This window comes from Streptomyces hirsutus, assembly GCF_001418415.1.
GTDB classification, from domain to species: Bacteria; Actinomycetota; Actinomycetes; order Streptomycetales; family Streptomycetaceae; genus Streptomyces; species Streptomyces hirsutus.
The window spans coordinates 1-26195 of record NZ_LIQT01000397.1 but is presented as its reverse complement, the minus strand read 5'-3'; the positions used below and the strand labels follow the sequence as shown (position 1 = coordinate 26195).

Sequence of the window (26195 nt, the reverse complement as noted above, 5' to 3'; positions counted from 1 at the left end):
TCGAACCGGTGCTGAAGGAAGTGGCCGAGGAGTACCAGCGGGACTGTGCGGAAGCCGGTCCGGAGATCGATGTGGACCCGCACGGCTCGACCGCGGGCATACGCGAACTGGTGGCGGCCGGCCGGGAAGCGAAGGAGGGCTCACCGCCGATGGTGGCACTGTCGGACGGCCCCAAGCCCGACGGGCTGCCCGAACTGCGAGAGAACCCGGTCGCGGTGTCACTTTTCACCCTGGTCGTGAACAAGGGCGTCGGGGTGAAGAACCTGTCCACGGCGGACGTACGGCGGTTGTACCGGGGCGAGATCACGAACTGGAGCGAGCTCGGCGGGAGCGACGTGCCGGTACGCCTGGTCAGCCGGGACGCCAACTCCGGTACGCGGCAGGTACTGCAGCGTCAGGTGCTGGGGCGGGGGGAGACCGCCAACTCATCGGTCGACTGCCGGACCAAGGACGACTCCACGGCACCGGTCCTGCGCTGCGAACTCGACTCGACGGACCTGGTGTTGCGGACCGTCGCCGAACTTCCCGGTTCGCTCGGGTACAGCGAGTTCAACCGGGCCGCCGGCCAGGACGTGACCAGGCTGAGCCTGGACGGACGCGTTCCGTCCGTCGACGACCTGCAACACGGTGACCACACCTACTCGTTCCGTGAGATCGAGTACGCCTACACCTACGGACAGCCGCCGACGAACTCACTGGCGTCGAGCTTCCTGATGTACCTGACGCGCACCGTCGGCCAGGGCGTGATCCGCACCCATGGCCACCTCCCGTGTCACAGTCCAGGAGTCGAGCGCCTCTGCGCCGACCCCGGACTCTGAGCCCCGGCGCGCCGGGGAGCACTCACCTCGGCTCCGGCGGCCGCTGCCGGGGCATGTTCGGGCGGGTGGCCCCGGGCGCGGACGGGAAGCGGCCGTGGGGCTGTCCGGCCGACTCGGGGCGGCCCGTGCCCGCCGGCGCCCCCTGGATGCCCGGCGGCACGCTCGTGGCCGTACGGAATTCCATCATCCAGTCCGTCGTCTCGACCCGCACCAGCTCGCTCACGTCCTCCGAGAACCGCCGCAGCACCGACAGGCACCGCTCGGTCGCCTCGCTCGCGGTGCCCTCGGTCGGTCCCAGCACCTCGCGGACGCACTCCGACGCCCAGTCGAACTGGAACGCCTGGAGCCGCCGCTGCACGGCCTGAGCGGTCGCCACGTCCCGCATCCAGCCGGACGTCACCCCGAAGAACCGGTCCGCGGCCACACAGACGACCGCGAACAGCAGCGCCATGTACCCCCACGGGGCGACGCCGTCGGTCGCTCCGGTCAGATCCAGCAGCGGCAGCGCAGCCCCGGAGGCCGCCCCCGCCGCGGCCCCCGTACGCAGGACCCACGCGCACCGCCGTTTCCAGGCCCGGTCCGCGAGATACCAGGCGGCGGTGTCCAGCGCCCCGCGCTCCACCCACCGGTACAGCTCGTCCAGCCGGGGTGCGGGTTCGCCCCAGTCCCCGAGCGGGAACACCCGCCCGGTCAGATCGCCCGGCCGCAGCCCGGCCGCCCCCTCGCCGACCCCGTCCTGCGGACGGCCCTCGGGCTGCATCTCCGGCTGAACCACCCGCTACTCCCTACTGACCCCGGAACCCGGCCCCACTCGAATCCGAACCCGGACCCGACCCTGGCCTGACCCCTACTGGACTCCTGTGAGTCCCTGCTCGGCGCCTGTGCGGCTCCCGCTCGGGCGCCGGACGCGGACGTGCCGGACCCCTTCCTACCGCTCAACGGGTGGCCGGGTCGGGGGTTCGAGCGCCACTTCCACCCGGAAGGAGGCTGTGATCAGGTAGAGGACGCGAGGGTGACTCACTCGAAAGAGTGCTGGGGCGACGGCCGCCCGGACCACGTAGGCTCGTGCCGAACGGAAAAGTCGCGTAAGAGCGGACCGACCAAGGAGCTGAATCGTGATCCCCGGTGGTGGCCAGCCCAATATGCAGCAGCTGCTCCAGCAGGCCCAGAAGATGCAGCAGGACCTGGCCCGGGCGCAGGAGGAACTCGCGCACGTGGAGGTCGACGGCCAGGCGGGCGGCGGTCTGGTGAAGGCCACCGTCACCGGCGCCGGTGAGCTCCGCGCCCTGAAGATCGACCCGAAGGCGGTGGACCCGGAGGACACCGAGACCCTCGCGGACCTCGTCGTCGCGGCCGTCCAGGCGGCCAACGAGAACGCGCACAACCTCCAGCAGCAGAAGCTCGGCCCGCTGGCCCAGGGCCTGGGCGGCGGCGGCATCCCCGGTCTGCCCTTCTAAGACGGGCCGCGGGCCTCTACGGTACGTACTGAAAGAACCCAGGAAGGACGGCAGTCCGTTGTACGAAGGCGTGGTACAGGACCTCATCGACGAACTCGGGCGGCTGCCCGGCGTCGGTCCCAAGAGCGCCCAGCGGATCGCCTTCCACATCCTCCAGGCGGAGCCGACGGACGTACGGCGTCTCGCCCACGCCCTCATGGAAGTGAAGGCGAAGGTCCGCTTCTGCGCCACCTGCGGCAATATCGCGCAGGAGGAACTGTGCAACATCTGCCGTGACACCCGCCGCGACAACGCCGTCATCTGTGTCGTGGAGGAGCCCAAGGACGTCGTGGCCATCGAGCGCACGCGCGAGTTCCGGGGCCGCTACCACGTCCTGGGCGGCGCGATCAGCCCGATCGACGGGGTGGGCCCGGACGACCTGCGCATCCGGGAACTGCTGGCCCGGCTGGCGGACGGCACGGTCACCGAGCTGATCCTGGCCACGGACCCGAATCTGGAGGGCGAGGCCACGGCCACGTATCTCGCCCGCATGATCAAGCCCATGGGCCTGAAGGTCACCCGCCTGGCCAGTGGCCTTCCGGTGGGCGGAGACCTGGAATACGCGGACGAGGTCACCCTCGGCCGCGCCTTCGAGGGGAGACGACTCCTAGATGTCTGATGCCACGCTGCACATGACCGACCGGGATCCGGACGACTTCTCGGTCCAGATCGCGGATCAGGTCGAGAGCTTCCTGGTCGCCGTCACGGAGGTCGCCAAGGGTGACGAGCCGGACTCGGCGGTCCCCTTCCTCCTGCTCGAGGTCTCCCAGCTCCTGCTGGCCGGCGGCCGGCTGGGCGCGCACGAGGACATCGTCCCCGACGAGCGCTACGAGCCCGATCCGGGCCCCGAGGCCGACGTGGACGAACTCCGCGAGAACCTCGCCCGCCTCCTGGAGCCGGTCGACGTCTACTCCGAGGTCTTCGACCCGTACGAGCCCCGTACGGCGCCGGTCCCGGCCCGGATCTCCGACGACCTCACCGACGTCATCAGCGACCTCCGCCACGGCATGGTCCACTACCGCGCCGGCCGCACCACGGAAGCCCTGTGGTGGTGGCAGTTCTCCTACTTCTCCAACTGGGGCTCCACCGCCTCCGCGGCCCTGCGAGCGCTCCAGTCGGTAGTGGCCCACGTCCGCCTGAACCAGCCCCTCGCCGCCCTGGACGGCCTCGACACCGATCAGGGCATGGGCGACGACACCCTGGAGATCGAGGCGGGCAGAGTGATGGCGGAGGAGATCGGCACCCCGCTGGGCATGCGCTCGGTCACATAAACGCGTGGCTCCTGGTATTGCCGGACGTGCGCGCCGAGAGCGTGTGCCGTGCTGAAAAGCGTGAACACTCAGCAGGCAAGTGTCATTTAAGCGCTCAAAAGAGCGCTATGTGGACAGTGGCGGCCGAAGTGTTCACGTTGGGGTGGGTGTGCCGCATGGACGACAGCGTGTACGTCGGCAACGCGGGCAAGGACGCGGTGCTGGACCGGGACTGGATCCTCGGGCACTTCAAGGACGCCGGCGACCCGCGCCACAGCGAGGCAGTGGAGATCACATGGGGTGTCCACCCCCATGGCGACGAGCGACTGCAGTGGGTGAAGGCCGAGGAACGCACAGCTCTCCTGGTCCTCATCAGCGGCCGTTTCCGCGTCGAACTTCCCGGCCGTAGTGTTCTTCTGGAAGAGCAGGGCGATTACGTCATGTGGGGGCCGGGAGTCGGCCACTCATGGTCCGCGGAGGAGGAGTCGGTGGTGCTGACCGTCCGCCGGCCCTCCGTGCCCGGCTACGCAGTGACAGAGGACGGGGAGGCATGATGAGCCGATACAGCACCTGGGCAGAGGTCAAACGCAGGCTCCGGGAGAGCCGGCCCGAGGTGTCCGACGCCGAGTGGGAATCCCGCAAGCACGCCGCACGCGCGGCGACCGGGGCCTACGTGGCCGGACCTCCCCTTCGCGTGAGATCCGCGAGGAACGAGGGCCGACGCGGGAATTTCCCAGGTCAGGGCCCCCAGACCAGGGCCCCCGGGCCAGGATCACGGTGACGATCGAATACCGCGACCGAACGGCGGGGCCGGTGGTTCACTGCTCTCCGGTGTCGGGGGCTCCGGCGGCACGCAGGGCGTCGACGATCCGCGCGTAGTCCCCGGCCCGCTCCGGGTGCCTCTCCGCGCCCGCGCGTGCGCTGCCCAGCGCCCTTGCCGTCGGCTCGGCACCACGGCCGAGCAACTGGAGCACCGCCTCCGCCTGACCGAAGGAGGCCGACCACTCCAGCGCCGACTTGCCCTTCATCGACCTGTCGTCGATCTCCGCCCCGCGGTCGAGGAGCAGGGCGACGGTCTCCGCGCGACCGTCGCTCGCCGCCACCAGTAGGGGTGTGTACGGGATCCCGGCCTGCGGCCCGATGGAAACTCCGGCGTCGAGCAGCACCTCGACGATGGCCGTGTGCCCGAGCCTCGCGGCGTGGGTCAGCGGGGTCAGGTCGTGGTAGTGCCCGGCGTGCCCCGCCGTGTCGGCGCCCGCCGCCAGGAGCAGCCGGACCATGCCGACGTGGCCCGCCTCGATCGCCAGATCCAGTGCGGTCCGCGCGTCGTCGTCGAGCGCGTTCACCGGGACGCCCGCGTCCAGCAGTCGGGTCACCCACTCCACGTCACCGTCCTTCGCCGCCCGCGGCAGTTCGTTCGAACGCGGTGCGGGCGGCCTCTTCCGGGGTCTTCTCATGCAGTGATCATGCGATGCCGGAGCCCAGTACCGCGCTCAGTTTTGCCGCGCACACGTACGGGGCGGCCGGCGTCGGCGCGCTGTACCAGCGGAGCGGCCAGGTGTTGCCGTCCAGCGCGGGGATGCCGATGTAGGTGACCGTGCGGTCGCCCCGGCCGCCGAGCCGCTGCACCCCGAGCGGCCAGTCGTACAGATGCGCGGCTCCCGGCGGAAGCAGGAAGTACACCCACCGTCCCCGTGCCGCCTCGCACACGATGGGCCCCGCGTCCTCGTCGGTCGCCTCGATCAGGTGGTCAGCGACCAGTTCCCCGTGCAGGCCCTCGATGCGTACGGCGTCGAAGTGGACGCCGGTGACGTGGAGCCGGTGGCCGAGGAGGGGGACCCATTCGGGGCGGTGAATCGCATTCATCATGGTCACACGGTGGTGCAGTCATCTCTACGCTCGGTAGTGACCGTGGGGTTACCCACCGGGGTGTATCGATCGGAGGTGGGTGCCGTGCCGGGCCAGTGCAACTCCCAGCCGCCTGTTGCCTGGCGGTACAGCGGCAATCAGCTGAAGCGCTGGCGGACCAAGGCGAACATCAGCCGGGAGCAGCTCGCCGAGGCCGCCAACTACTCGCCGGACACCATCAAGTCCATGGAGCAGGGGGTCCGGATGCCGACCCCGCGCGTGCTCGACGTCGCCGACGAACTGTTCCGCGCGGAGGGGATGTTGAGCGCGGCGAAGGACTACTTGCAGCGCGAGAGGTTCCCGGCGCGGGCGCAGGACTTCATGGAGCGGGAGAGGGAGGCGATCAGTTTCTGGTCGTACGAAGCGTCCCTTGTCCCGGGGTTGTTGCAGACCGAGTCGTATGCCCGATGGCTGATCGAGAACCGCCACCCGCCGTTGGAGCAAGGAACGGTGGAGGAGAGGGTCGCCGCACGCATGGAGCGGCAGACAATCCTCACGGAACGGAAGCCGCCGGTGTCCTTGAGTTTCGTCCTGTACGAGGCCGCACTGCGAAATCCCGTAATCGATGCTGAGCAACTGGCTCGGCTGTGGGAGGTGTCCCACCTCAGGAACGTCGTGTTGCAGGTATTGCCGTTCGACCGGGTCATCAGTGACGCGATCATGGGGCCGATGGTGCTGCTGGAAACGCGCGACCACGAGCGGTACGCCTTCACGGAGGGCCCGTTCGCCAGTGAGTTGTCGGCCGATCCGGGGGTTGTCAGCCGTGTGTCGGAGAGGCTTAGCCTGATCCGCACACAGGCACTCAGCTCCGCTGAGTCGGCCCGCCTCATCGAGGGGATGATGGATCGCCGTGACTGACCAGTTGAAGTGGTTCAAGTCCAGCTATAGCGACAACGAGGGCGGCAACTGCGTAGAAGTCGCCCTCGCCCCCACCATCCACATCCGCGACTCCAAGGCGACCCCGACGGGTCCCGAGCTCCGCGTCTCCGCCCCCGCCTGGTCGGCGTTCATCGCCGCAGTTCAGCCCGGAGCTTGAGCCCCGGGATTCGAGCTCTTCCCATGGGTTTTCTGGGTTTTCTGGTTTGGTTGAAATACCCAACCAACCAAGTCTGAAGGTGAATTGAGGCGGCGCACCTCGAATGGGTGACGTTTCGTGATCGGCTTGCGTCGGAGCGTGAAGCGGCTCTAGGTTCGCGGCGAACGAGCAAACAGATCGGCCCCGGTCGGTGCGCCAACACCGGCTCCGGGGCCTGACCTACGGAACGAATCGAGACTTCGACCGTGGCTTACGCCCACCCTAGTGCCGCCCTGCCGTCCCCGTCCCACCCCATGGCCAAAACGGGGTACGGGAAACGTCTTGCAGGTGACGAAGACCCGCACGCGGACGCCGACTTCGCACATCTGCTCCCGCGCGAGGCCGAGGTCGCCGTCTTCATCGACCACCTCGACACCGGCCACTCGATGGCCCACAAGGTCCTCGCGGCGGAGCACCCGCGCTACGGCCAGCAGGCGATGCTCACCTCACTGACCCGCATCACCGAGGCCGGCCACCTGCGCTGGATCAAGGAACACATCACCCTCGACGACCACACCATGCGGTGGGTCACGCGTACCTACTGGTCGCGTACCCGCAGGTCACCGGAGTGGTGGGCGCAGTTCGCGCGAGAGCGCCACGGCAAGGACGTGACCCGGGACCACCAGCCCGGCCTGGCTCGTGTCGAGGACGGGGTGACCATCGACGTACCGGCTGCCTGCGCGTCCGACATCGAGCCCGAACCCGAGATCGGCATTGAGCCCGAGGTCGAGCCGGAGGCCCAGCCGGACAGCGCCGCGTACCGCGTCCTCGCCGGACTGCGTGCCGCCGACGCCCGTCTGCGGCTCACCGAAGGCGACTGCCGCTCCCTCGAACCTCTCGCCGAGGAGTGGCTGGCCCGCGGCGCGACGTCGCACGACATCACCCGAGCCCTCACCGACGGGCTCCCGCCCACTGTCAGCAACCCGGGCGGATTCGCCCGCCGACGACTGGAGTCGAAGATGCCTCCGCAGCAGAGCGAACCGCGCGCCCGCGTGACCCGCGTGATCATGGCCTGCGCCACCTGTGACCAGGACGAACGCACGGTGAAGATCGACCGGGGCGTCTGCGAGAACTGCCGTCAGGAGCTCCCGGACGAACCGGTGACCGACGAGGACATGGTCAAGGAGATCGAGGAGATCGCCCACCTGGGCACCACGTCCGCGTTCTTCCTCAGGAAGAAGCTGGAGCGGCGCACGGGCGGGCCCGTGCCCGACACCTTCCGCCCGGTGCCCATCGAGGACCGCGTCTTCTATCACTACCGGGACAACCGCGACCGCATCGCGAACGGCCTCCCGTCCAGGCGCTGGAACCCGTGACCACGACACCTCGCGCGCTCGCCCGTGCCCCTCCGCGCGCCCGTGGCGCCGACGAGGACAGTGGATTACGTTCGTAATATGGCAGAGAAGGCGAAGTTCAGCGTGAGTATCGATGCCGAGCTCGGAACGGCGCTGCGGCAGTACGCCGCCGCCGAGGACGAGCAGATCTCGGCGGTGATCAGCCGGGCACTGGAGCAGTACCTGGACGACCGTCGTCTGATCCGCGCCGGCCTGCGGGCGATGGCGGACTACGAGGCGGCGCACGGGCCGTTCGCCGAGTCGGAGAGGGCCGAGGCGGACGACTGGGCGGCAGGCCTTTTCGAGCGCGCCGGTGAGCAGCGACCCGGTGAGGAGCGGCGCAGCGCATGAGTCACGTGGTCTACGACAGTGGCGCGCTCATCGCGGCCGCGAAGAACGATCGGCGATTCCTCGGGCGCCACAAGGCGCTGCTGTTGCGCGGGGACATCCCGCTCGTTCCGGCCGGTGTGCTGGCGCAGTGCTGGGACGAGCGCGCCTCTGCGTCGATGCTGCACTGGACGCTGAGCGGCTGCCGAGTGATGCCGTTGACGGAGTCCGGCGCCAAGGCGGCGGCCGTGCTCTGCCAGAGGAACAAGACCTCCGACGTCATCGACGCCGGCGTCGTCCTCGCCTCCATCGCCTACGACGAGGCGCCGATTCTCACCGATGACCTGGGCGACATCAGGGCATTGGCCGCCTGCGCGGGCCGGGAGGGCATTGTCGTCGAGCGTCCCTGAGGGTGTGACGCAGGTCGCTTTTCCGAGTGGTCGGTCCCGGGCTGGGCATGAGCCCCCTGCGCGGGTGCCCGGAAGTCTCACGATGCGATATCGAGAAGGCGTTTTCCGGGTGCTCGATAGAATGAGCCGACCGGGCTGGGCACACCTGTGCGCACAGCGTGGGACAACGACGGAATGAGCGAGGAGCGCACGTGGGCCTTGTCGTGCAGAAGTACGGAGGCTCCTCCGTAGCCGATGCCGAAGGCATCAAGCGCGTCGCCAAGAGGGTCGTGGAAGCCAAGCAGAACGGCCACCAGGTGGTCGTCGTGGTTTCCGCGATGGGCGACACGACGGACGAGCTGATCGATCTCGCCGAGCAGGTATCCCCGATGCCTGCCGGGCGCGAGCTCGACATGCTGCTGACCGCGGGAGAGCGGATCTCCATGGCCCTGCTGGCCATGGCGATCAAAAACCTGGGCCACAACGCCCAGAGCTTCACCGGCAGCCAGGCGGGTGTCATCACCGACTCGGTCCACAACAAAGCCCGCATCATCGACGTCACGCCCGGCCGGATCCAGGCCTCGGTGGACGACGGCAACATCGCCATCGTCGCCGGTTTCCAGGGCGTCAGCCAGCAGGGCAAGAACATCACCACGCTCGGCCGGGGCGGCTCCGACACCACCGCGGTGGCCCTGGCGGCCGCCCTCGACGCCGAGGTGTGCGAGATCTACACCGACGTCGACGGCGTGTTCACCGCCGACCCGCGGGTGGTGCCGAAGGCCCGGAAGATCGACTGGATCTCGACCGGCGACATGCTCGAACTGGCGGCCTCCGGGTCGAAGGTGCTGCTCCACCGCTGTGTGGAGTACGCCCGCCGGTACAACATCCCGATCCACGTCCGCTCGTCCTTCAGTGGACTGCCGGGTACGTGGGTCAGCAGTGAGCCGATTCAGCGAGGGGACAAGAAGGTGGAGCAGGCGCTCATCTCCGGTGTCGCGCACGACACCTCCGAGGCCAAGGTCACGGTCGTCGGTGTGCCGGACAAGCCGGGCGAGGCGGCCTCGATCTTCCGCACGATCGCCGACGCCGAGATCAACATCGACATGGTCGTGCAGAACGTGTCTGCGGCCTCCACGGGCCTGACGGACATCACGTTCACGCTGCCGGAGACCGAGGGCCGCAAGGCCATCGACGCCCTGGAGAAGAACAAGGGCGCCATCGGCTTCGAATCCCTGCGCTACGACGACCAGATCGGCAAGATCTCCCTGGTCGGCGCCGGTATGAAGACCAACCCCGGGGTCACGGCCGACTTCTTCACCGCGCTGTCCGACGCGGGCGTGAACATCGAGCTGATCTCGACCTCCGAGATCCGCATCTCGGTCGTCACCCGCAAGGACGACGTGGACGGTGCCGTCCGCGCCGTGCACACCGCCTTCGGGCTGGACTCCGACAGCGACGAGGCCGTCGTCTACGGGGGTACCGGCCGCTGATGACGCGGTCCGGGCGACCGGCGCTCGCGGTCGTGGGAGCGACCGGAGCCGTCGGCACGGTCCTGCTCCAGATCCTGTCCCAGCGGGCGGACATCTGGGGCGAGATCCGACTGATCGCCTCCCCGCGCTCGGCCGGCCGCAAGCTGACCGTGCGCGGCGAGGAGACCGAGGTCGTGGCGCTCACCGAGGAGGCCTTCGACGGGATCGACGTCGCGCTGTTCGACGTCCCCGACGAGGTCGCCGCGCGGTGGGCGCCCGTCGCCGTCGCGCGGGGCGCGGTGGTGGTCGACAACTCCGGTGCCTTCCGCATGGACCCGGAGGTGCCCCTCGTCGTCCCCGAGGTCAACCCGCACACCGCGCGGATCCGCCCGCGCGGGATCCTCGCCAACCCGAACTGCACCACCCTGTCGATGATCGTCGCCGTGGGTGCGCTGCACGCCGAGTTCGGGCTGCGCGAGCTGGTCGTCTCCTCGTACCAGGCGGTCAGCGGGGCCGGGCACGCGGGCGTGCGGACCCTGCGGGAGCAGCTCTCCCTGGTCGCGGGCACGGAGTTGGGGACCGGACCCGGTGACGTACGCCGGGCCGTGGGGGACAACACCGGGCCGTTCGCGGAGCCGGTCGCGCTGAACGTCGTGCCGTGGGCCGGGTCGCTGCGCGAGGACGGCTGGTCCTCGGAGGAGATGAAGGTCCGCGACGAGTCCCGCAAGATCCTCGGCCTGCCCCGCCTCCCGGTCGCCGTGACCTGCGTACGGGTGCCGGTGATCACCGTGCACTCGCTCACCGTGCACGCCCGCTTCGAGCACGAGGTCACCGTCGACGGGGCCCGCGAGATCCTCGCCACCGCGCCCGGTGTCGTGCTGTACGACAATCCCGCCGCGGGTGAGTTCCCCACGCCCGCCGACGTCGTCGGCACCGACCCGACCTGGGTGGGGCGGGTACGCCGTGCACTGGACGACCCGACGGCGCTCGAGCTCTTCGTCTGCGGCGACAACCTCCGCAAGGGCGCCGCCCTCAACACCGCGCAGATCGCCGAGCTGTTGGCGGTGCCGGACCGGCCCCGACCTTCCGGATCGTAAATAATCCGTGGTCACTGCATTTGCTTTGTAGGATCCGTTCAAGTGATGTGAACGGGTCATGTGTCTCGGATCTCTTGATCCTGACCGGCCCGCGGTCGAGGATTTATCTTTCGCCCCACGCAACCGTGCGCGGGGCGGAGAGCGTCTCTGCGGGCATCCCCTTCGGGGCGCGCTCGGGGACGAGGCGGTCTTTTCCGGACGTGGGGACGTCCGGAGTCGGACGTGGGGACGTCCGTTCATATGAGGCATAGGGGAAGAGCGGGACGCATGAGGGCATTCGGTGTGCTGTCGTTGGTGCTGCTTGGCGGGAACGGGGCGCAGTCGTCGCGGGACGGCGTACGGCCGGCGCGGGGCGGTGATCGGCGGGGCCCGGACGATGCCGACCGGTCTGTCCCGGGCGCCGTAAACACGACGCCCGACGCGTACAACCCTCATGGGGGGAAGCGTGTCCAACTGGCGTGGCTGAGGTACTCGACTTCGCAACGCCGCGCGGCCCGGCTCTACGCCCGCCCCGCCAGGCTCTCCGACCCCGCAAGGCCGGTGCGTCCGGTGGCATGCCGGTGATCGCGCCGATGCCCGCAGCGCGGCCTGCCCGCATACCCAGTCAGCGTGACGGCGGTGCCGACGACGTAGTGGCGGCCGGCACGACCGTCGACCACCTCACCGAGACCTACCGCGCGCACTACCGCTCGCTGCTGGGCCTCGCCGCGCTCCTCCTCGACGACACCGCCTCCTGCGAGGACGTCGTCCAGGAGGCGTTCATCCGTGTCCATTCCGCCCGCAAACGCGTCCGGGACCCGGAGAAGACCCTGGCGTATCTGCGTCAGACGGTCGTCAACCTCTCCCGTTCCACGCTGCGCCGCCGCATCATCGGCCTCAAGCTGCTCTCCAAGCCCATGCCCGACATGGCGAGCGCGGAGGAAGGCGCGTACGACCTGCTGGAACGCGACTCCCTCATCAAGGCGATGAAGGGGCTCCAGCGACGTCAGCGCGAGGTGCTGGTGCTGCGCTACTTCGCCGACATGACCGAGGCACAGGTGGCGTCGACGCTCGGCGTTTCGCTGGGCTCGGTGAAGGCGTACGGCTCGCGCGGGATAGCGGCGCTGCGGGTGGCCATGGAGGCGACGGTATGAGCGCCGGGAAGGACGCCCGCGGCGAGGACGTGCGCGGCGAGGAGCGCGAGCAGGAGGGGCGCGGGGCGGAGGAAAGCACGCCCGTGCGCCCCCCCGGGAGCGAACAGCGCGAGCCCGAGGACGACGAGCGGGAACCAGAGGAAAGCGAACCCGAGGAACAGGAGCCCGAAGTGCGTGCGGCCGGGGAGCGCGAACTCGAAGAGGACGCGCCCGAGGAGCGGACGGCCGAGAAGCGGACGGCCGAGGAGCGGACGGCTGAGGCGCATGCGTCCGAGGACACGTCCGAGTCCGATGGCACGTCCGAAGCCGAGGGCGTGACCGAGGCCGAGGGCCCGGCTTCCCCCGGCGGGGACGGGCCGCCCGTGCAGCGGGGGACGGCGTCACCGCGCGGACAGCAGACGAAGCAATCGCACGCTGGGAACGGAACTGTGAACGACGGCAGCGACCGCAACGCCGGCCAGGACACCCAAGAGCCCGAACAGGAAGACGGGCAGGAAGACGGGCAGGAAGCCGGCCTGGACGAGCTGGAGCTGCGCAGCCTGCTGCACAGCTCGGTGCGCGTGGTGGAGCCGAGCGAGGGCTCGCTGGAGTACCTGCGACGCGCCGTGCCGGCCCGCCGGGCACGCAAGCGGCAGATCCTCGTCGGCGCGGCGGCCACCGTCCTCTTCGTCGGCACGGCCGTACCGGCGCTCGTCCACGTCTCCCGGTCCACCGGCCCCGACGCCCGCCCGTCCACCGTGGGCCACGCCTCGCAGGCGCAGGGCGGCACCGGCGAGGGCAAGGGCCCCGGCGGTGGCGAGAGCACGTCGGGCGGCGCCTCGGACCAGGTCGAGAAGGGCCGGAAGGACGGCGGGAAGGGCGAGGAGAAGGAGAAGGGCGCCAAGACCGGGACGAGCACCGGCGTGACGGAGGGGGCGGGCCCCTCGGCGAGCGCCGCCTCGGGGTCACCCGTCTGCACGGCCGCACAGCTCGGGCAGGCCGTCGCGAGCAGCGGCGCCCCCGACTCCACCGGCGCGGTCTACGGCTCCTTCCGGGTCGCCAACGTGTCCACCACCGGCTGTACGGTCGGCGGCCCGGGAAGCCTGGGCGTGACGCCGCTGGGCGCGGCCGACGCCACCAGGGTGGGCTTGGCCCGGCACATGGCCGGGGACGCGGCGGCGGGTCTGCCGGACCCGTCCCTGGAGGCCGGGCAGCTGGTGCTCAAGCCGGGTGAGTCGTACGACGTGAAGTTCGCCTGGGTGCCCTCCGAGCCCTGCCCCATCAACAACGGCGGGGGCAGCGACAACGGCGGTACCGGCGAACCCTCGCCCGATCCCAGCCCTTCCGAGGAACCGACGGTCGACGACGGCACGTCCACGGGCGGCGACACGGGTGCCCTGACCCAGCTCCTCAGGACGGACGGCACCGCCGACGGCAGTGTGACGCTGACGTACACCCCGGCGTCGGGAGCGGGCACGGCGACCGTCACGGTGTCCAACGCCTGCGCGGGGACCGTCTACTGGACGGGACTGCTGCCGACCACGGTGAGCTGACCGGGACCGCCCGTCAGACCCCTGACGGGCTCGGCTGGTCCTGCTGGTCCTGCTGCCGGCCCGGCTCGGGCTTCGCTTCCTCGTCCGGGACCAGGCCCAGTTCCGTGTCCCGGACGAGTTCCGCCTCGCGGCGCACCAGCCGGAACCACATGAAGATCACGAAGCCCACGAAGGCGAACCACTCGGCGGTGTAGCCGAGGTTCTGGAAGGCCTTGAGGTCCAGCCCGGTACCGCCGGGCGCGACCGCGGGCACCGCCCGCATCCCCGAGTCGCCCTGGGTGAGGGTGATCCACGCGTCGTACACGTCGTGGGGCACCAGGTTCACCAGGGAGGCCGAGCTGATCGCGCCGGTCTGTCCCTCGGGCAGGCCGCTGAGCGCGGTGACGCCGTTGCTGCCGGGCGTCTCGGACGCCTGGAGCGCCCCGGTGACGGTGACCTCGCCGTCCGGCGGCGCGGGCGTGCCGGCCGGCTTCGGGTCGCCGGGCAGCCAGCCCCGTACGACGGGCAGCACCTTGCCGGTGTCGGTGTGCAGCAGCGTCAGGACGTAGTGGCCGGGTTCGCCGTCGAGGTCGCGGTGGGGCACGAGGAACTGCTCCTCGTAGCGGCCGCTCGCGGTGGCCTGCCGGCCGGAGGTCTCCTTGGTCACCGGCAGCAGCGTGTCCAGCGGCCGGGCTTCCTCCTGCCGGCCGGAGGCGACGTTCTCCTCGGCACTGCGGTGGTTCTCGACGCGGTCCTCGAACCGGCCCAGCTGCCATGAACCCATGAAGATGCAGAAGGGGATGGCGAGCAGCACGAAGACATTGATCCCCCACCATCGGGGCGTCAGCAGAAACCGGTACACCCCCCCACCGTACGGTGCCGCCCCCGGAAACCGGCCCGCGGGGCCGCCCTGGAGACCCGTGATCCCACCGGTGGTCCACCGGTGATCCCGGGTGATCCCGGCGGCTGTCCACAGGCCGGGGAGCTCGGTTGTCCACAGGCTGGGGGTCTCGGCGGCACGACACCCGCCGGGACGGGCACTATGGGGCCATGACTGAGAGCAACGGGTCCGGCGCACCGGCGGGGCGGACCGACCGGACCGAGCGAGTACATCAGGGCGAACAGATGCCCGACTGGGAGAAGCGCTTCCGGGCACCCCGGGTGTCCCTGCCCGACTGGGCGGAGGACGCCCCCGACCGTTCCCTGTTCGTGTCGAACGCGACGGGGACGTACGAGCTGTATGCCTGGGACCGGTCGACCGGTGAGCAGCGCCAGGTGACGGCCCGGCCCAACGGCACCACGGACGGCGTGCTCTCACCCGACGGCGAGTGGATCTGGTGGTTCGACGACAAGGACGGCGACGAGTTCGGCGTCTGGCGCCGCCAGCCGTTCGCGGGCGGTCCCGACGAGCTCGCCGCTCCGGGGCTGGACGCCTCGTACCCGGCCGGTCTCGCCCTCGGCCGGGACGGGAGGACGGCCGTCGTGGGCCGCTCCACGGACGAGGACGGTACGACGATCCACCTGGTGCGGACCGTCCCACGAGCCGAAGGGGCCGAGGCGCCCGCGAAACCGGTGGCGCCGGTGGAGATCTACCGGCACCGTGAGTCGGCGGGCGTCGGGGACCTCTCGCACGACGGTTCGCTGATCGCCGTCGAACACACCGAGCACGGCGACGCGATGCACTCGGCGCTGCGCGTGCTGCGCCCCGACGGCACCACCGTCGCCGAGTTGGACGACACCAAGGGCGGCACCGAGGAGCTGGGCCTGGAGGTGCTGGGCTTCGCCCCCGTGGACGGTGACACGCGTCTGCTCATCGGTCATCAGCGGCGCGGCCGCTGGGAGCCCATGGTGTGGGACGTGGCGACGGGCGAGGAGACGGACCTCTCCCTGGAGCTGCCGGGCGACGTGAGCGCCGAGTGGTTCCCGGACGGCACGGGCCTGCTCATCGCGCACGGCTTCGAGGCCCGCAGCGAACTGTTCCGCTACGACCTGGCGGGCCCGGAGCTGGTGGAGATCGACACCCCGCCCGGCACCGTCTCGGGCGCGACCGCCCGGCCCGACGGCAGCGTGGAGTACCTGTGGTCGTCGTCGGCCCAGCCGTCGGCGGTCCGCTCCACGACCGGCGAGGTCGTCCTGGACCCGCCGGGGATGCGCTCGCCCGGTTCGGTGCCGGTGGAGGACGTCTGGGTGGAGGGCCCCGGGGGCCGCATCCACGCCCTGGTCCAGAAGCCCGAGGGCGCGACCGGCCCGCTGCCCACCGTCTTCGACATCCACGGCGGTCCCACCTGGCACGACAGCGACTCCTTCGCCGCCGGCCCGGCCGCCTGGGTCGATCACGGGTACGCGGTGGTCCGCGTCAACTACCGGGGTTCCACGGGCTACGGCCGCGCCTGGACCGACGCCCTGAAGCACCGGGTCGGACTGATCGAGCTGGAGGACATCGCCGCGGTCCGCGCGTGGGCGATCGACTCGGGCCTCGCGGACCCCGACCGCCTGATCCTCACCGGCGGCTCCTGGGGCGGCTACCTCACCCTGCTCGGCCTGGGCGTCCAGCCCGACGCGTGGACACTGGGCATCGCGGTCGTCCCGGTCGCCGACTACGTCACGGCGTACCACGACGAGATGGAAGCGCTGAAGGCGATGGACCGCACGCTGCTCGGCGGCACGCCCGAGGAGGTGCCCGAGCGGTTCGAGGCGTCCTCCCCGATCACCTACGTCGACCAGGTGAAGGCACCGGTCTACATCTCGGCCGGAGTGAACGACCCCCGCTGCCCGATCCGGCAGATCGAGAACTACGTCCACCGCCTCCAGTCCCGCGAGGCCCCCCACGAGGTCTACCGCTACGACGCGGGGCACGGCTCCCTGGTGGTCGACGAGCGGATCAAGCAGGTCCGTCTGGAACTGGACTTCGCGGAACGGCACTTGGGGATGAAGACGGAGACGGAGCCGAAGACGGGGGCGGAGGCCGGGAAGCAGGACTGAGGCCGGGAGCAGGGCTGAGGGAGCGCGACGCGGGGCTTCCCGGGCTCCGGCCCGGGGAGCACCGGCCGGTCACGTCTCCGGCCGTCCGGGTCATGCCACCGGCCGTCGCCCCCGGCCGGTCACCTCCTCGGCCGGTCACCTCCCCGGCCGGTCCCTTCCCCTGCGCCCGAGCAGTTCCGCCAGCCCTCGCCGGGTGGCGCCCAGCACCACCCGGTCCTCGTTCCGCAGGACGTAGGTATCGGGCAGGTCCCAGACCAGCCCCGACGGCCCCGACGGCTCCCCGGCCGCCGTGGCGCCGCCGGTCCCGGGACCGGTTCCCGTGCCGGCACCGGGACCGGCGGCGTTTCCGGAGCCGTTCCGGATGCCGCTCCCGTGCGCGACCGGAGCCGCCGCCCGGGTCGCCGCCGTGTCCAGGGCCAGCACCCGCCACGCCCCGGCCCGGAACGCCTCGCCGACCGTCTTCCCCTCCAGCTGCGGATGCCCGCCCACGGTCAGCGCCGCGAACAGCAGCACCCGACGCTCGACCGGGATGGCTCCCAGGATCTGCCGGCCCATCATCGCCCCGGCGAAGGCGGGCGCGGCCAGGTGGGAGACGCTGCGGCTCCGGGTCACCGCGTCGGGGTGCGCGGCCCGCAGGGTGCGGTACACGGCCGTCGCGAACTCGTCGTCGTACAGCCGCAGGACGACCCGCAGGTCGGCGCGCAGGGCACGCCCGTACAGCACGGCCTCCAGGTTGGTGGTGTCGACGCTGGTGAGCGCGAGGAGCGCGTCGGCCCGGTGGATCTTCGCGGCCTCCAGGACGCCCTCCTGCGTGACGTCCCCGAGCACCACCGGTACGCCCAGCCGCCGTGCCGTGGCCATGCCCCGCGCCTCCGGGTCGGCCTCGACGCACACCACGGGGATGTGCAGTTCGCGCAGCCGGGTCAGCACCCGCGTACCGATCTTGCCGAGCCCGAGCAGCACCACGTGCCGGCTCAGCCCGCGCGGCGGCTTCCGCAGCGACGACACGGTGCGGAAGGTGCCCAGCGCCTCGAGGACCGCCGCCAGCAGCACCGGCAGCAGCAGCAACCCGACCAGCCCGGAGAGCAGTTGCAGGATCTGCCGGCCCATGGAGTCGTTGTGCGCGGGCTCGTTGATCGCGAAGAGGTCGAGCAGGGTGACGTAGGTGGCGTGCAGCGGGTGGTCGTCCGTGGCCAGGGTCAGTGTGACCGCCAGTGCCACCACCGCCGCCGCGAGACCTGCCAGTGACCACCGCAGTCGCTGCGAGAACAGCGAGGCGAACGGCGGAACCTGGGCCCTGACGGCGGGCAACGGCGGTCCGGAGTACGACACCTGCTCCAGCACCATCGTGCCGCGCCCGGTCGCCGCCGCGACGGCCGCCGCGTCGGGCAGCATCTGCGGCCCCTGGTCGCCGCTGTCCTCCGAACCCTCCGATCCGGCCGGGTCGTTGCTCGTCGCGGACAGCAGCGCCAGCGTGCACAGTCCGGGATCGGCGACCTCGCCGGGGCGCGGGGGCCGCCGTTCCACCGCGCGCAGCATCAGCCCGTCGGTGTCGACGATCTTGCTGGTGCCGACGAGCGCGGTGGCGACCAGGGCGGCGACCGTCTCGGGATCGGGGGCGGAACCGCGGTCGAGCTCGCGGACCTCTTCCTCGGCGTACTCCTCCAGCTCGCGCCGCCACCGCCGTACGGCCAGCCCGATCCGGTGCTCGATGCTCTCCGTCGCCCCGTCACGGTCGGCGAACTCCGCTGACTTCGAGGCCGGTTCGCGCCGCCAGGCGGTGTCGACCCGCTCGTCGGCGGCGGTGACGGCGCACAGCAGCAGGGCGCCCAGGCTCTCCACCAGAGTGTCGAGGAGCTCACTGGGCGTGCAGTCGAGCGGGAAGGCGCGCCACCGCTTGAGCGCGTCGCCGGCGAGTACGGTTCCGGCCTGTAGCCGGCCGCGCAGGCGCGCGTGCTCCTTGTCGTACGCCCCCTCGACGGCGGAGGTGAGCCGCAGCGCGGCGGCGTGCTGCGCGGCGGCGGCGCCGGCGAGTTCCGGCATGCGGGAGTTGAGGGAGTCGAGGATGCCGTGGGCGGTGCGTGCCATGACGTGCGCGCGGGCGGCGGGGTCCTGCGTCTGGTGGACGAGCCAGGTCCGCAGCGACGCCACGGCGGAGGCCGGCAGGAGTCCGCCGCCCCAGGCCGACTCGGGCAACTCGGGCACGGTGAAGCGCGGTACGTGACCGAGTCCGGCCTTGGTGAGGAGGGCGCCGTACTGCCGGGACACCTCGGACACGACCTGGTGGGGCACCCGGTCCAGAACGGTCACCAGGCTGACGTCGTACTCCTTGGCGGCGCGCAGCATGTGCCAGGGCACGGCGTCGGCGTAGCGGGCGGCGGTGGTGACCATGATCCAGATGTCCGCGGCGCAGATGAGTTCGGCGGCGAGGACGCGGTTGTCGGCGACGAGGGAGTCGATGTCGGGGGCGTCGAGCAGGGCGAGGCCGGGCGGGACGCTGTCGGCGGTCTCGATGCGCAGGACGCGCGCCGGGTTCTCTCCCGGGAGCAGCAGGTCGTCGAGTTCCCGCCGAGGGCCCCACACGCGCGTGAGGTCGGGCAGCACGCGCATCCCGCTGAACCAGTGGTGGTCCTCGGGGTGGCAGACGAGCACCGGGGTCCGGGTCGTCGGCCGCAGCACGCCCGCCTCGCTGACGCGCCGCCCCACGAGTGAGTTCACCAGGGTGGACTTGCCGGCCCCGGTGGACCCCCCTACGACGGCGAGCAGCGGCGCCTGGGGCTCTCTCAGTCGGGGCACCAGGTAGTCGTCGAGCTGTGCGAGCAGTTCGTCGCGGTTGGCACGCGCGCGTGAAGCCCCCGCCACAGGCAGCGGGAAGCGTGCGGCGGCGACACGGTCCCGCAGGGCGGAGAGTGCGTCGAGCAGCTGAGGCCGTACGTCCAAGGTCACCACATGTGAAGAATGCCCAATTTCATGGGAATTCTGAAGCATATGACCATGTCTGCGCGCCGATCGAACACAAGCGGATGGAAGGGACGACTGGGGCGCGTGCACAGCCCAGGCATAACGAGTGCACAACACCCGATGCGCGAGGGGTCAAAATCGGTGCACGATTCGTACCCGCCTGCGATTATCGGGACCGCTTCACCGAACCTCCACATCGAGCCACGGAGGCGAGGCGACCAGGGCAAGGACGCGGGAGCCCTATCCTTGTCCCCGGCAACGTCAGGGACCGGGGCCACCCGGGCACCACGACAGAGGCCACCACACCCGGCCCCCGTAGCTCAGTGGATAGAGCAGGCGCCTTCTAAGCGCTTGGCCGCAGGTTCGAGTCCTGCCGGGGGCGCCATCAGCCAGAACGCCCCAGAGGGGTCCTCCCCTCCAGGGCGTTTCGTGTCTCCGACGGCAACGCCGACGGCGACGGCCCCGTCACGGGCGTCCACAAGAGCACGACCCGAGGCATCGTGGCCCTGGTCTTCCGCTGCAAGCCCTCCAGCGGCACCGAACACACAGAGAACGAGTCGACAGTCGTCTCCGAGTCCGTCTGTCCTCAGGGCGAGCCCGGCAGGAGGCGGGAGTCGCCGGAAGAGTTGCGTGCGCGCTATCCGCAGATGGGCCATTCCTGGTCACCGGAGGACGACGCTCGTCTCCTTGCGCTTTATCAGCAAGGAGAGCGTGACTTCGACACCCTCGGGAAGCAGTTCGGCCGGAAGCCCAGCGCTGTCCGGTCGCGACTGGCCAAGCTCGGCCTGGAAAGCCTCGCCTGACAGGTACAAGGCCGAATGTCTGCGGCTGGGGCGGTCGGGCTTCACGGCTTCGGGCAACCGATTCGGGGCGAGCCTCCAAGATCATGGCCCGAAACCGGGCACTGACGGGCAGGCTCACATACCTGCCCGATCCGCAGGTCGGCGTAATGGGCCATGATCTTGGAGGCTCGCCCCGAAGCAGCTCCGGCCCAAAGCCGCTCCGTAAGTTGGTTGGCGGTCCGGAAGAGTGGGGTGTGGCTCTAAAGTCGCTTGCCCAAGTGGCTCCGGTGGAGTGGCCGCCCCGCTCTTCGGGACGCCTGGCCGCTGATTGAGATCTGCACAATTGATCGCTGTTTACGGAGCTGACGGCGGGTGTTCCTCGGGCCGAACGGCATGCTGCCTGAATCGAGGAGACGCACATGGCCGAGCAACTGACCCACCTCTGGGTCGGGATCGACGCCGGTAAGGCCTATCACTGGCTCGCCGCGGTCGACGGCGCTGTGCATGGCGTGCAGGGCGAGCCGGCGGCCGGCGCTCGCGGCCACCCAGTGTTCCGGAAGCTCGGAGGGGGCGTCGATCATCACTTCCTGATCGCCGATGACCTCCACGCCCGGCCGGCCGGCCGCGTACGCCGTCCCCTTCGGAGGGGTGCACGCCGTCCCGGAGGCTCGAGCCCTCGCACTGCCCGATCTCCCGGCCCGGGTGGAGCCCCACCGCATCATGACGGCCGTCCGGTCGAGGTCCGCCGCCCCCACTCGGCGCAGCAACCCCGGCACGTCGCCGTCGGCGTACACCAGCAGTCCCGTCCTGGCTCTCCAAGCCCCTCCCCGGAGCGTCGCCCTCGTGGTGGGCGCACCCCGGCCGCACGCACCGACGAGGAAGGCCGCTCGGCCTGTCCGCCGGCCCGGCCGGGCCGCCTCCGGGCCGACCGAGGCCCCCCGACGCCGACCGGTGGCGACCGACAGTGACGGGCCAGCCACGACAACGACAGGCGAAGCCCCGGTCACGACCGACGAAGCCCCCAGTTCAGAGGCCCCGGACGGAACGCGTTTCCTCCAAGGGGTGGCGGTGCGGCAAGATGGGGTGTATCTGCCCACTGCCAGTTTCAAGCTGCCGGACGGTTTCTCTTGGCTGAGTTCATTTACACCATGCGCAAGGCGCGCAAAGCGCACGGCGACAAGGTGATCCTCGACGACGTCACCCTGAGCTTCTACCCGGGGGCGAAGATCGGTGTCGTCGGCCCGAACGGTGCCGGTAAATCGACCGTTCTGAAGATCATGGCGGGGCTGGAACAGCCGTCCAACGGCGACGCCTTCCTCACCCCCGGTTACACGGTGGGCATCCTGCTCCAGGAGCCCCCGCTGAACGAGGAAAAAACCGTCCTGGAGAACGTCCAGGAGGGTGTCGCCGAGATCAAGGGCAAGCTCGACCGGTTCAACGAGATCGCCGAGCAAATGGCGACCGAGTACACCGACGAGCTCATGGACGAGATGGGCAAGCTGCAGGAGCAGCTCGACCACTCCAACGCCTGGGACCTCGACGCCCAGCTCGAGCAGGCCATGGACGCCCTGGGCTGCCCGCCCGGCGACTGGCCCGTCGCCAACCTCTCCGGTGGTGAGAAGCGCCGCGTCGCGCTCTGCAAGCTGCTGCTCGAGGCGCCCGACCTGCTGCTCCTCGACGAGCCCACCAACCACCTCGACGCCGAGTCGGTGAACTGGCTCGAGCAGCACCTCGCCAAGTACGAGGGCACCGTCGTCGCCGTCACCCACGACCGGTACTTCCTGGACAACGTCGCCGGGTGGATCTGCGAGGTCGACCGCGGCCGGCTGCACGGCTACGAGGGCAACTACTCCAAGTACCTCGAGACCAAGGCCACCCGCCTCAAGGTCGAGGGCGCCAAGGACGTCAAGCGGCAGAAGCGCCTCAGGGACGAGCTCGAGTGGGTCCGCTCCAACGCCAAGGGACGCCAGGCCAAGTCCAAGGCCCGTCTCGCCCGGTACGAGGAGATGGCCGCCGAGGCCGACAAGATGCGGAAGCTGGACTTCGAGGAGATCCAGATCCCGCCGGGTCCGCGGCTGGGCAGCATCGTCGTCGAGGTGAACAACCTCAGCAAGGGCTTCGACGAGAAGCTGCTGATCGACGACCTCAGCTTCACGCTGCCGCGCAACGGCATCGTCGGGATCATCGGTCCGAACGGCGCGGGCAAGACCACGCTGTTCAAGATGATCCAGGGCCTCGAGGAGCCCGACTCCGGGTCGATCAAGGTCGGCGACACCGTCAAGATCTCCTACGTGGACCAGAACCGCGCCAACATCGACCCCAAGAAGACGCTGTGGGCGGTCGTGTCGGACGAGCTCGACTACATCAACGTGGGCCAGGTCGAGATGCCCTCGCGGGCGTACGTCTCCGCCTTCGGGTTCAAGGGCCCGGACCAGCAGAAGCCCGCCGGTGTCCTCTCCGGCGGTGAGCGCAACCGGCTGAACCTCGCGCTCACCCTCAAGCAGGGCGGCAACCTGCTGCTCCTCGACGAACCGACCAACGACCTCGACGTCGAGACCCTCAGCAGCCTGGAGAACGCGCTGCTGGAGTTCCCCGGGTGCGCCGTGGTCATCTCCCACGACCGGTGGTTCCTGGACCGCGTCGCCACGCACATCCTCGCCTACGAGGGCGAGTCCAAGTGGTTCTGGTTCGAGGGCAACTTCGATTCGTACGAGAAGAACAAGATCGAGCGGCTCGGTGCGGACGCCACGCGGCCGCACCGCGCCACCTACAAGAAGCTGACCCGGGGCTGATCTCTTGCGGCACATCTACCGCTGCCCGCTGCGCTGGGCGGACATGGACGCGTACGGCCACGTCAACAATGTGGTCTTCCTCCGGTATCTGGAGGAGGCCCGTATCGACTTCCTGTTCCGCCCGGACAAGGACTTCCAGCAGGGGTCCGTGGTGGCCCGCCATGAGATCGACTACAAGCGGCAGCTCGTCCACCGGCACGCGCCCGTGGACATCGAGCTGTGGGTCACACAGATCCGGGCCGCGTCCTTCACCCTCACCTACGAGGTGAAGGACGGCGACCAGGTCTATGTCCGGGCCTCCACGGTGATCGTGCCGTTCGACTTCGAGGCGCAGCGTCCGCGCCGGATCACCCAGGAGGAGCGGGAGTTCCTGCAGGAGTACACGGACGACGGCGAGAGCAGGAGTGAAGCCGCCGCCGACGCCGATGAGGACGAGGCCGTCGCGGCATGACGGTGCTCCACCTCGCCGACGAGAGGGAGGCCGCGGACCTCGCGGCCTTCCTCTCCCGGCTGCTCCACTACGACCGTGGGGCCGCGGTGCGCCTCCAGGCGTCGGGCACCGCACTGGCCGTGTTCGGCCGGCCGCCCTCCTTCGAGGTGCTGGCCGTCCGCGCCGTGCGGCTGGCCAAGCCGTACGAGGACGGTATCGACGTCACCCTGGACGTGACCGTGTCCGCCGGTGAGCTGCTGGAGGCGGTGGACGAGACCGCTTCCACCGCAGCCGTGCCGGGCGCGGTGACCGGGCCGCCGTGGGCCGGGATGCTGCCTCCGCGAAAGGGCTGGCACGCCGAACCCGGGCTGCCCGCATCGGATTCCCTGCGGGCGCTCGTCGCCGCCGCGGTCGCCGAATTCAAGACGCGTACGGGCGAGTTGGCGCCCGAGTCGCGTACCCGGGCCGAACTCGACCGGATCGGGCGGGAGATCTGGTCCCGCACGGTCGCCCCGACCGACCTTCCGGTGCGGGCCGTGCACGCGGCCCAGTCGCTGGGGTTCCTGCGGACGGCGGCCACGTCCGCCGGTGCGGACGGCGAGTCCGGAGAACCGGTGCTGCTGGCCTCGGGCCCGTGGCTCCGGCTGCGGACGCCGTACGGGTCGATCGCCCTGCGGCGGGCGGGAGCGGCCGGGGCGCTGGGGCTCAGCGTGCGCTGAACCCCGGGGCGCTCCGGTCCGGAGGGTGTCTCAGTCCGGAGAGTTGATCATCGAGGCAGCCGCGTACGTGAGGTACTTCCACAGCGTCTGCTCGTGCTCCTCGGACAGGCCGAGTTCGTCGAGGGCGACGCGCATGTGTCCCAGCCAGGCGTCGTGCGCGGCCCGGTCGACCTTGAACGGCACGTGCCGCATCCGCAGCCGCGGATGGCCCCGGTTCTGGCTGTACGTGGTCGGGCCGCCCCAGTACTGGATCAGGAACAGCGTGAACCGCTCCTCGGCCGGGCCGAGGTCCTCCTCCGGGTACATGGGACGCAGCAGCGGGTCCCCGGCCACGCCCTCGTAGAAACGGTGGACGAGCCGGCGGAAGGTCTCCTCCCCGCCGACCTGCTCGTAGAACGTCTGCTCCTGAAGCGTGCCGCGCCGAATCTCTGTCACCCGTACATGGTCTCAGACAGCGCGGCATAGGCCTCAAGACCTAGGTCCCGCCGTTCTGCCCTTTGGTCCCGGTCCCGGGAGGACCGGCCCCGGGAGGACCGGGACCCCGTCCCGGCTCAGGGTCTCGTCCCCGTGTCGGTGCTCGTACTGTGGAGGCATGGGCGGGCATGCTGCTCAGCGGGACCTGGACGACCTCGCCGGCTCGGCGCGGGCGGCGCTGGTGCGCGAGATCGCCGCGCGCGGGACGTTCGACGCCGACCCCGTGTGGCGGGAGGCCTTCGAGGCCGTGCCGCGCCATCTGTTCGTGCCGTACTACTATGTGGGCGCCGTCGGCGGCTACGAGCGGCGGTGGGGTGAGGGCCCCGACCCCCGGGCGGGCGAGGCCTGGGTGCGCGGTGCGTACGAGGACATTCCGCTGGCCCTCCGGATGCGCGACGGCGAACTGCTCTCCTCCAGCAGCCAGCCGTCCCTCATGGCGGGGATGCTCGTCGCACTGGGTGTCCACGACGGCGACCGGGTCCTGGAGATCGGCACCGGCAGCGGCTACAACGCCGCCCTGCTCGCCCACCGGCTCGGTGACGACGACCTGGTCACCACCGTCGACCTCGAACCGGAGATCACCGAGTCGGCCCGCCGGCACCTGGACGCCGCCGGATACCACCCGGTGGTCGTCACCGGCGACGGCGCGCGCGGGGTGCCCGCACGCGCCCCCTACGACCGGATCATCGTGACCTGCACCCTGCCGTCCGTGCCCGGGGCCTGGCTCGCCCAGTGCCGGCCCGGCGCCCGCATCCTCGCCCCGTTCGCCACCGGCCTGATCGTCCTCACCGTGCACGGTCCGGGACACGCCGAGGGGCGGTTCCTGCACACGCCCGCCTACTTCGTACCCCTGCGCGGCGCGAACCGGTCGCGGGCGGTGCCGGCCGACGAGACCGGCCTGGCCGACGTGCCGCGCCGGGCCAGGGACAGCGACCTGTTCCGGTTCCTGCGGGCGCTGACCGCGGGCAGTATCGGGGCCGGGGAGGCGTACGAGGTGTGGCGGCGGGAGGGACGGCCGCAGCGCGATCGCTACGGCCTCACGGTCGGCGAGGACCGGTGCTGGGCGTGGCTGGACGACCCAGGAGGGCCGCACCGCTGGGTGCTGCCCTCCTGAACCCTGAACCCTGAACCCTGAACCCTGAACCCTGAACCCTGAACCCTGAACCCTGAAGCCTGGACCCCGAGCCCTGGGCGTGTCTCCGGACGGGGCGTCCCCGGCTCAGCCGCGGTGGATGGTGATCGTCGTCC

At 70.6% G+C, this 26195-nt stretch carries 26 protein-coding genes, 1 tRNA gene and 1 pseudogene; 21 read left to right on the top strand and 7 right to left on the bottom strand.

Annotation, left to right across the window (positions count from 1 at the left end):
* Window positions 1–818: substrate-binding domain-containing protein (locus tag AOK11_RS27815; protein ID WP_206188940.1), on the top strand; the 818-nt coding region annotated here is incomplete at its 5' end.
* Between the two features lie 22 nt (window positions 819–840).
* On the opposite strand, the gene AOK11_RS27810 is transcribed toward AOK11_RS27815, so the two are convergent.
* The gene (locus AOK11_RS27810) at window positions 841–1593 is read right to left on the bottom strand and encodes an SLATT domain-containing protein (protein ID WP_055596471.1); all 753 of its coding nucleotides are present in this window, start codon (window positions 1591–1593) and stop codon (window positions 841–843) included.
* 340 nt (window positions 1594–1933) lie between these two features.
* Here AOK11_RS27810 and AOK11_RS27805 point away from each other — a divergent pair, with 340 nt between their 5' ends.
* From AOK11_RS27805 to AOK11_RS27790, 4 genes are all read left to right on the top strand, one after another.
* A complete protein-coding gene (locus AOK11_RS27805; protein ID WP_079035128.1) occupies window positions 1934–2275 on the top strand; it encodes a YbaB/EbfC family nucleoid-associated protein in 342 nt (113 codons plus the stop codon).
* Between the two features lie 58 nt (window positions 2276–2333).
* On the top strand, window positions 2334–2933 hold the full coding sequence (gene recR, locus AOK11_RS27800) for a recombination mediator RecR (RefSeq protein WP_055596469.1): 600 nt from the start codon (window positions 2334–2336) through the stop codon (window positions 2931–2933).
* Window positions 2926–3585, top strand: coding sequence for a DUF5063 domain-containing protein (locus tag AOK11_RS27795; protein WP_055596468.1), 660 nt, complete (start codon window positions 2926–2928; stop codon window positions 3583–3585). Before recR ends, AOK11_RS27795 begins: the two co-directional genes overlap by 8 nt.
* Before the next feature lie 155 nt (window positions 3586–3740).
* On the top strand, window positions 3741–4118 hold the full coding sequence (locus tag AOK11_RS27790; RefSeq protein ID WP_055596474.1) for a cupin domain-containing protein: 378 nt from the start codon (window positions 3741–3743) through the stop codon (window positions 4116–4118).
* A gap of 264 nt (window positions 4119–4382) precedes the next feature.
* Here AOK11_RS27790 and AOK11_RS27785 read toward each other — a convergent pair whose 3' ends face one another.
* Both AOK11_RS27785 and AOK11_RS27780 read right to left on the bottom strand, forming a co-directional pair.
* Window positions 4383–5021, bottom strand: coding sequence for an ankyrin repeat domain-containing protein (locus AOK11_RS27785; protein ID WP_079035127.1), 639 nt, complete (start codon window positions 5019–5021; stop codon window positions 4383–4385).
* A gap of 7 nt (window positions 5022–5028) precedes the next feature.
* The gene (locus AOK11_RS27780; protein WP_338058954.1) at window positions 5029–5433 is read right to left on the bottom strand and encodes a hypothetical protein; all 405 of its coding nucleotides are present in this window, start codon (window positions 5431–5433) and stop codon (window positions 5029–5031) included.
* Between the two features lie 42 nt (window positions 5434–5475).
* On the opposite strand from AOK11_RS27780, the gene AOK11_RS27775 reads away from it, so the two are divergent.
* The 9 genes from AOK11_RS27775 to AOK11_RS45425 all read left to right on the top strand — a co-directional run bounded on the left by AOK11_RS27775 (window position 5476) and on the right by AOK11_RS45425 (window position 13828).
* Window positions 5476–6330: a helix-turn-helix domain-containing protein gene (locus tag AOK11_RS27775; RefSeq protein WP_420903023.1), complete on the top strand. Its 855-nt coding sequence runs from the start codon at window positions 5476–5478 to the stop codon at window positions 6328–6330.
* A complete protein-coding gene (locus AOK11_RS27770; RefSeq protein ID WP_055596465.1) occupies window positions 6323–6508 on the top strand; it encodes a DUF397 domain-containing protein in 186 nt (61 codons plus the stop codon). Before AOK11_RS27775 ends, AOK11_RS27770 begins: the two co-directional genes overlap by 8 nt.
* Before the next feature lie 245 nt (window positions 6509–6753).
* Entirely contained in the window at window positions 6754–7863 is a 1110-nt protein-coding gene (locus AOK11_RS27765) for a hypothetical protein (protein WP_338058953.1), read from the top strand.
* A 78-nt stretch (window positions 7864–7941) separates the two neighbouring features.
* Window positions 7942–8232 carry a hypothetical protein gene (locus AOK11_RS27760; protein ID WP_055596463.1) on the top strand — a complete coding sequence of 97 codons (291 nt, stop codon included), beginning with the start codon at window positions 7942–7944 and terminating at the stop codon, window positions 8230–8232.
* A complete protein-coding gene (locus tag AOK11_RS27755) occupies window positions 8229–8618 on the top strand; it encodes a hypothetical protein (RefSeq protein WP_055596462.1) in 390 nt (129 codons plus the stop codon). Before AOK11_RS27760 ends, AOK11_RS27755 begins: the two co-directional genes overlap by 4 nt.
* A gap of 191 nt (window positions 8619–8809) precedes the next feature.
* Window positions 8810–10087, top strand: coding sequence for an aspartate kinase (locus tag AOK11_RS27750; RefSeq protein ID WP_055596461.1), 1278 nt, complete (start codon window positions 8810–8812; stop codon window positions 10085–10087).
* Window positions 10087–11163 carry an aspartate-semialdehyde dehydrogenase gene (locus tag AOK11_RS27745; RefSeq protein WP_055596460.1) on the top strand — a complete coding sequence of 359 codons (1077 nt, stop codon included), beginning with the start codon at window positions 10087–10089 and terminating at the stop codon, window positions 11161–11163. The genes AOK11_RS27750 and AOK11_RS27745 overlap by 1 nt, the downstream gene beginning before the upstream one ends.
* Window positions 11164–11621: 458 nt before the next feature.
* Complete coding sequence (locus AOK11_RS27740; protein ID WP_079035126.1) at window positions 11622–12296, top strand: SigE family RNA polymerase sigma factor; 675 nt, start codon at window positions 11622–11624, stop codon at window positions 12294–12296.
* Window positions 12293–13828: a hypothetical protein gene (locus AOK11_RS45425; RefSeq protein WP_240497509.1), complete on the top strand. Its 1536-nt coding sequence runs from the start codon at window positions 12293–12295 to the stop codon at window positions 13826–13828. Before AOK11_RS27740 ends, AOK11_RS45425 begins: the two co-directional genes overlap by 4 nt.
* A gap of 13 nt (window positions 13829–13841) precedes the next feature.
* Here the strand turns inward: AOK11_RS45425 and AOK11_RS27730 are convergent, their stop codons facing one another.
* Window positions 13842–14669: an SURF1 family protein gene (locus tag AOK11_RS27730; RefSeq protein WP_055596458.1), complete on the bottom strand. Its 828-nt coding sequence runs from the start codon at window positions 14667–14669 to the stop codon at window positions 13842–13844.
* Between the two features lie 188 nt (window positions 14670–14857).
* Between AOK11_RS27730 and AOK11_RS27725 the strand changes: the two genes are divergently transcribed.
* Window positions 14858–16789, top strand: a complete 1932-nt coding sequence (locus AOK11_RS27725) for a S9 family peptidase (RefSeq protein WP_055596457.1) — start codon at window positions 14858–14860, stop codon at window positions 16787–16789.
* A gap of 135 nt (window positions 16790–16924) precedes the next feature.
* Here the strand turns inward: AOK11_RS27725 and AOK11_RS38695 are convergent, their stop codons facing one another.
* A complete protein-coding gene (locus AOK11_RS38695) occupies window positions 16925–19738 on the bottom strand; it encodes an NAD-binding protein (protein WP_107098689.1) in 2814 nt (937 codons plus the stop codon).
* Between the two features lie 321 nt (window positions 19739–20059).
* On the opposite strand from AOK11_RS38695, the gene AOK11_RS27715 reads away from it, so the two are divergent.
* Both AOK11_RS27715 and AOK11_RS46860 read left to right on the top strand, forming a co-directional pair.
* Window positions 20060–20135 (top strand) — tRNA-Arg (locus AOK11_RS27715).
* Between the two features lie 79 nt (window positions 20136–20214).
* Window positions 20215–20322: pseudogene (locus AOK11_RS46860) on the top strand (NUDIX hydrolase); the annotation flags it as partial.
* Between the two features lie 470 nt (window positions 20323–20792).
* Here AOK11_RS46860 and AOK11_RS44095 read toward each other — a convergent pair.
* Entirely contained in the window at window positions 20793–21326 is a 534-nt protein-coding gene (locus AOK11_RS44095) for a DUF6928 family protein (protein WP_055596456.1), read from the bottom strand.
* A 333-nt stretch (window positions 21327–21659) separates the two neighbouring features.
* Between AOK11_RS44095 and ettA the strand changes: the two genes are divergently transcribed.
* The 3 genes from ettA to AOK11_RS27695 are packed head-to-tail and all read left to right on the top strand — an operon-like array spanning window position 21660 to window position 24473.
* On the top strand, window positions 21660–23324 hold the full coding sequence (gene ettA / locus AOK11_RS27705) for an energy-dependent translational throttle protein EttA (protein WP_055596455.1): 1665 nt from the start codon (window positions 21660–21662) through the stop codon (window positions 23322–23324).
* A 4-nt stretch (window positions 23325–23328) separates the two neighbouring features.
* Window positions 23329–23775, top strand: a complete 447-nt coding sequence (locus tag AOK11_RS27700; RefSeq protein ID WP_055596454.1) for an acyl-CoA thioesterase — start codon at window positions 23329–23331, stop codon at window positions 23773–23775.
* Window positions 23772–24473, top strand: coding sequence for a DUF8010 domain-containing protein (locus tag AOK11_RS27695; protein ID WP_055596453.1), 702 nt, complete (start codon window positions 23772–23774; stop codon window positions 24471–24473). Before AOK11_RS27700 ends, AOK11_RS27695 begins: the two co-directional genes overlap by 4 nt.
* Before the next feature lie 30 nt (window positions 24474–24503).
* Here the strand turns inward: AOK11_RS27695 and AOK11_RS27690 are convergent, their stop codons facing one another.
* Complete coding sequence (locus tag AOK11_RS27690; RefSeq protein ID WP_055596452.1) at window positions 24504–24908, bottom strand: globin; 405 nt, start codon at window positions 24906–24908, stop codon at window positions 24504–24506.
* 157 nt (window positions 24909–25065) lie between these two features.
* Here AOK11_RS27690 and AOK11_RS27685 point away from each other — a divergent pair, with 157 nt between their 5' ends.
* Window positions 25066–26061, top strand: a complete 996-nt coding sequence (locus AOK11_RS27685) for a methyltransferase domain-containing protein (RefSeq protein WP_055596451.1) — start codon at window positions 25066–25068, stop codon at window positions 26059–26061.
* Window positions 26062–26195 lie beyond the last annotated feature (134 nt).

What these genes read in the sequence shown, in the direction of transcription:
- AOK11_RS27795 (WP_055596468.1), top strand. Translation starts at nt 2,926, where the DNA reads ATGTCTGATGCCACGCTGCACATGACCGACCGGGATCCGGACGACTTC.
- AOK11_RS27790 (WP_055596474.1), top strand. Translation starts at nt 3,741, where the DNA reads ATGGACGACAGCGTGTACGTCGGCAACGCGGGCAAGGACGCGGTGCTG.
- AOK11_RS27785 (WP_079035127.1), bottom strand. Translation starts at nt 5,021, where the DNA reads ATGAGAAGACCCCGGAAGAGGCCGCCCGCACCGCGTTCGAACGAACTG.
- AOK11_RS27780 (WP_338058954.1), bottom strand. Translation starts at nt 5,433, where the DNA reads ATGATGAATGCGATTCACCGCCCCGAATGGGTCCCCCTCCTCGGCCAC.
- AOK11_RS27760 (WP_055596463.1), top strand. Translation starts at nt 7,942, where the DNA reads ATGGCAGAGAAGGCGAAGTTCAGCGTGAGTATCGATGCCGAGCTCGGA.
- AOK11_RS27755 (WP_055596462.1), top strand. Translation starts at nt 8,229, where the DNA reads ATGAGTCACGTGGTCTACGACAGTGGCGCGCTCATCGCGGCCGCGAAG.
- AOK11_RS27745 (WP_055596460.1), top strand. Translation starts at nt 10,087, where the DNA reads ATGACGCGGTCCGGGCGACCGGCGCTCGCGGTCGTGGGAGCGACCGGA.
- AOK11_RS45425 (WP_240497509.1), top strand. Translation starts at nt 12,293, where the DNA reads ATGAGCGCCGGGAAGGACGCCCGCGGCGAGGACGTGCGCGGCGAGGAG.
- AOK11_RS27725 (WP_055596457.1), top strand. Translation starts at nt 14,858, where the DNA reads ATGACTGAGAGCAACGGGTCCGGCGCACCGGCGGGGCGGACCGACCGG.
- AOK11_RS27695 (WP_055596453.1), top strand. Translation starts at nt 23,772, where the DNA reads ATGACGGTGCTCCACCTCGCCGACGAGAGGGAGGCCGCGGACCTCGCG.
- AOK11_RS27685 (WP_055596451.1), top strand. Translation starts at nt 25,066, where the DNA reads ATGGGCGGGCATGCTGCTCAGCGGGACCTGGACGACCTCGCCGGCTCG.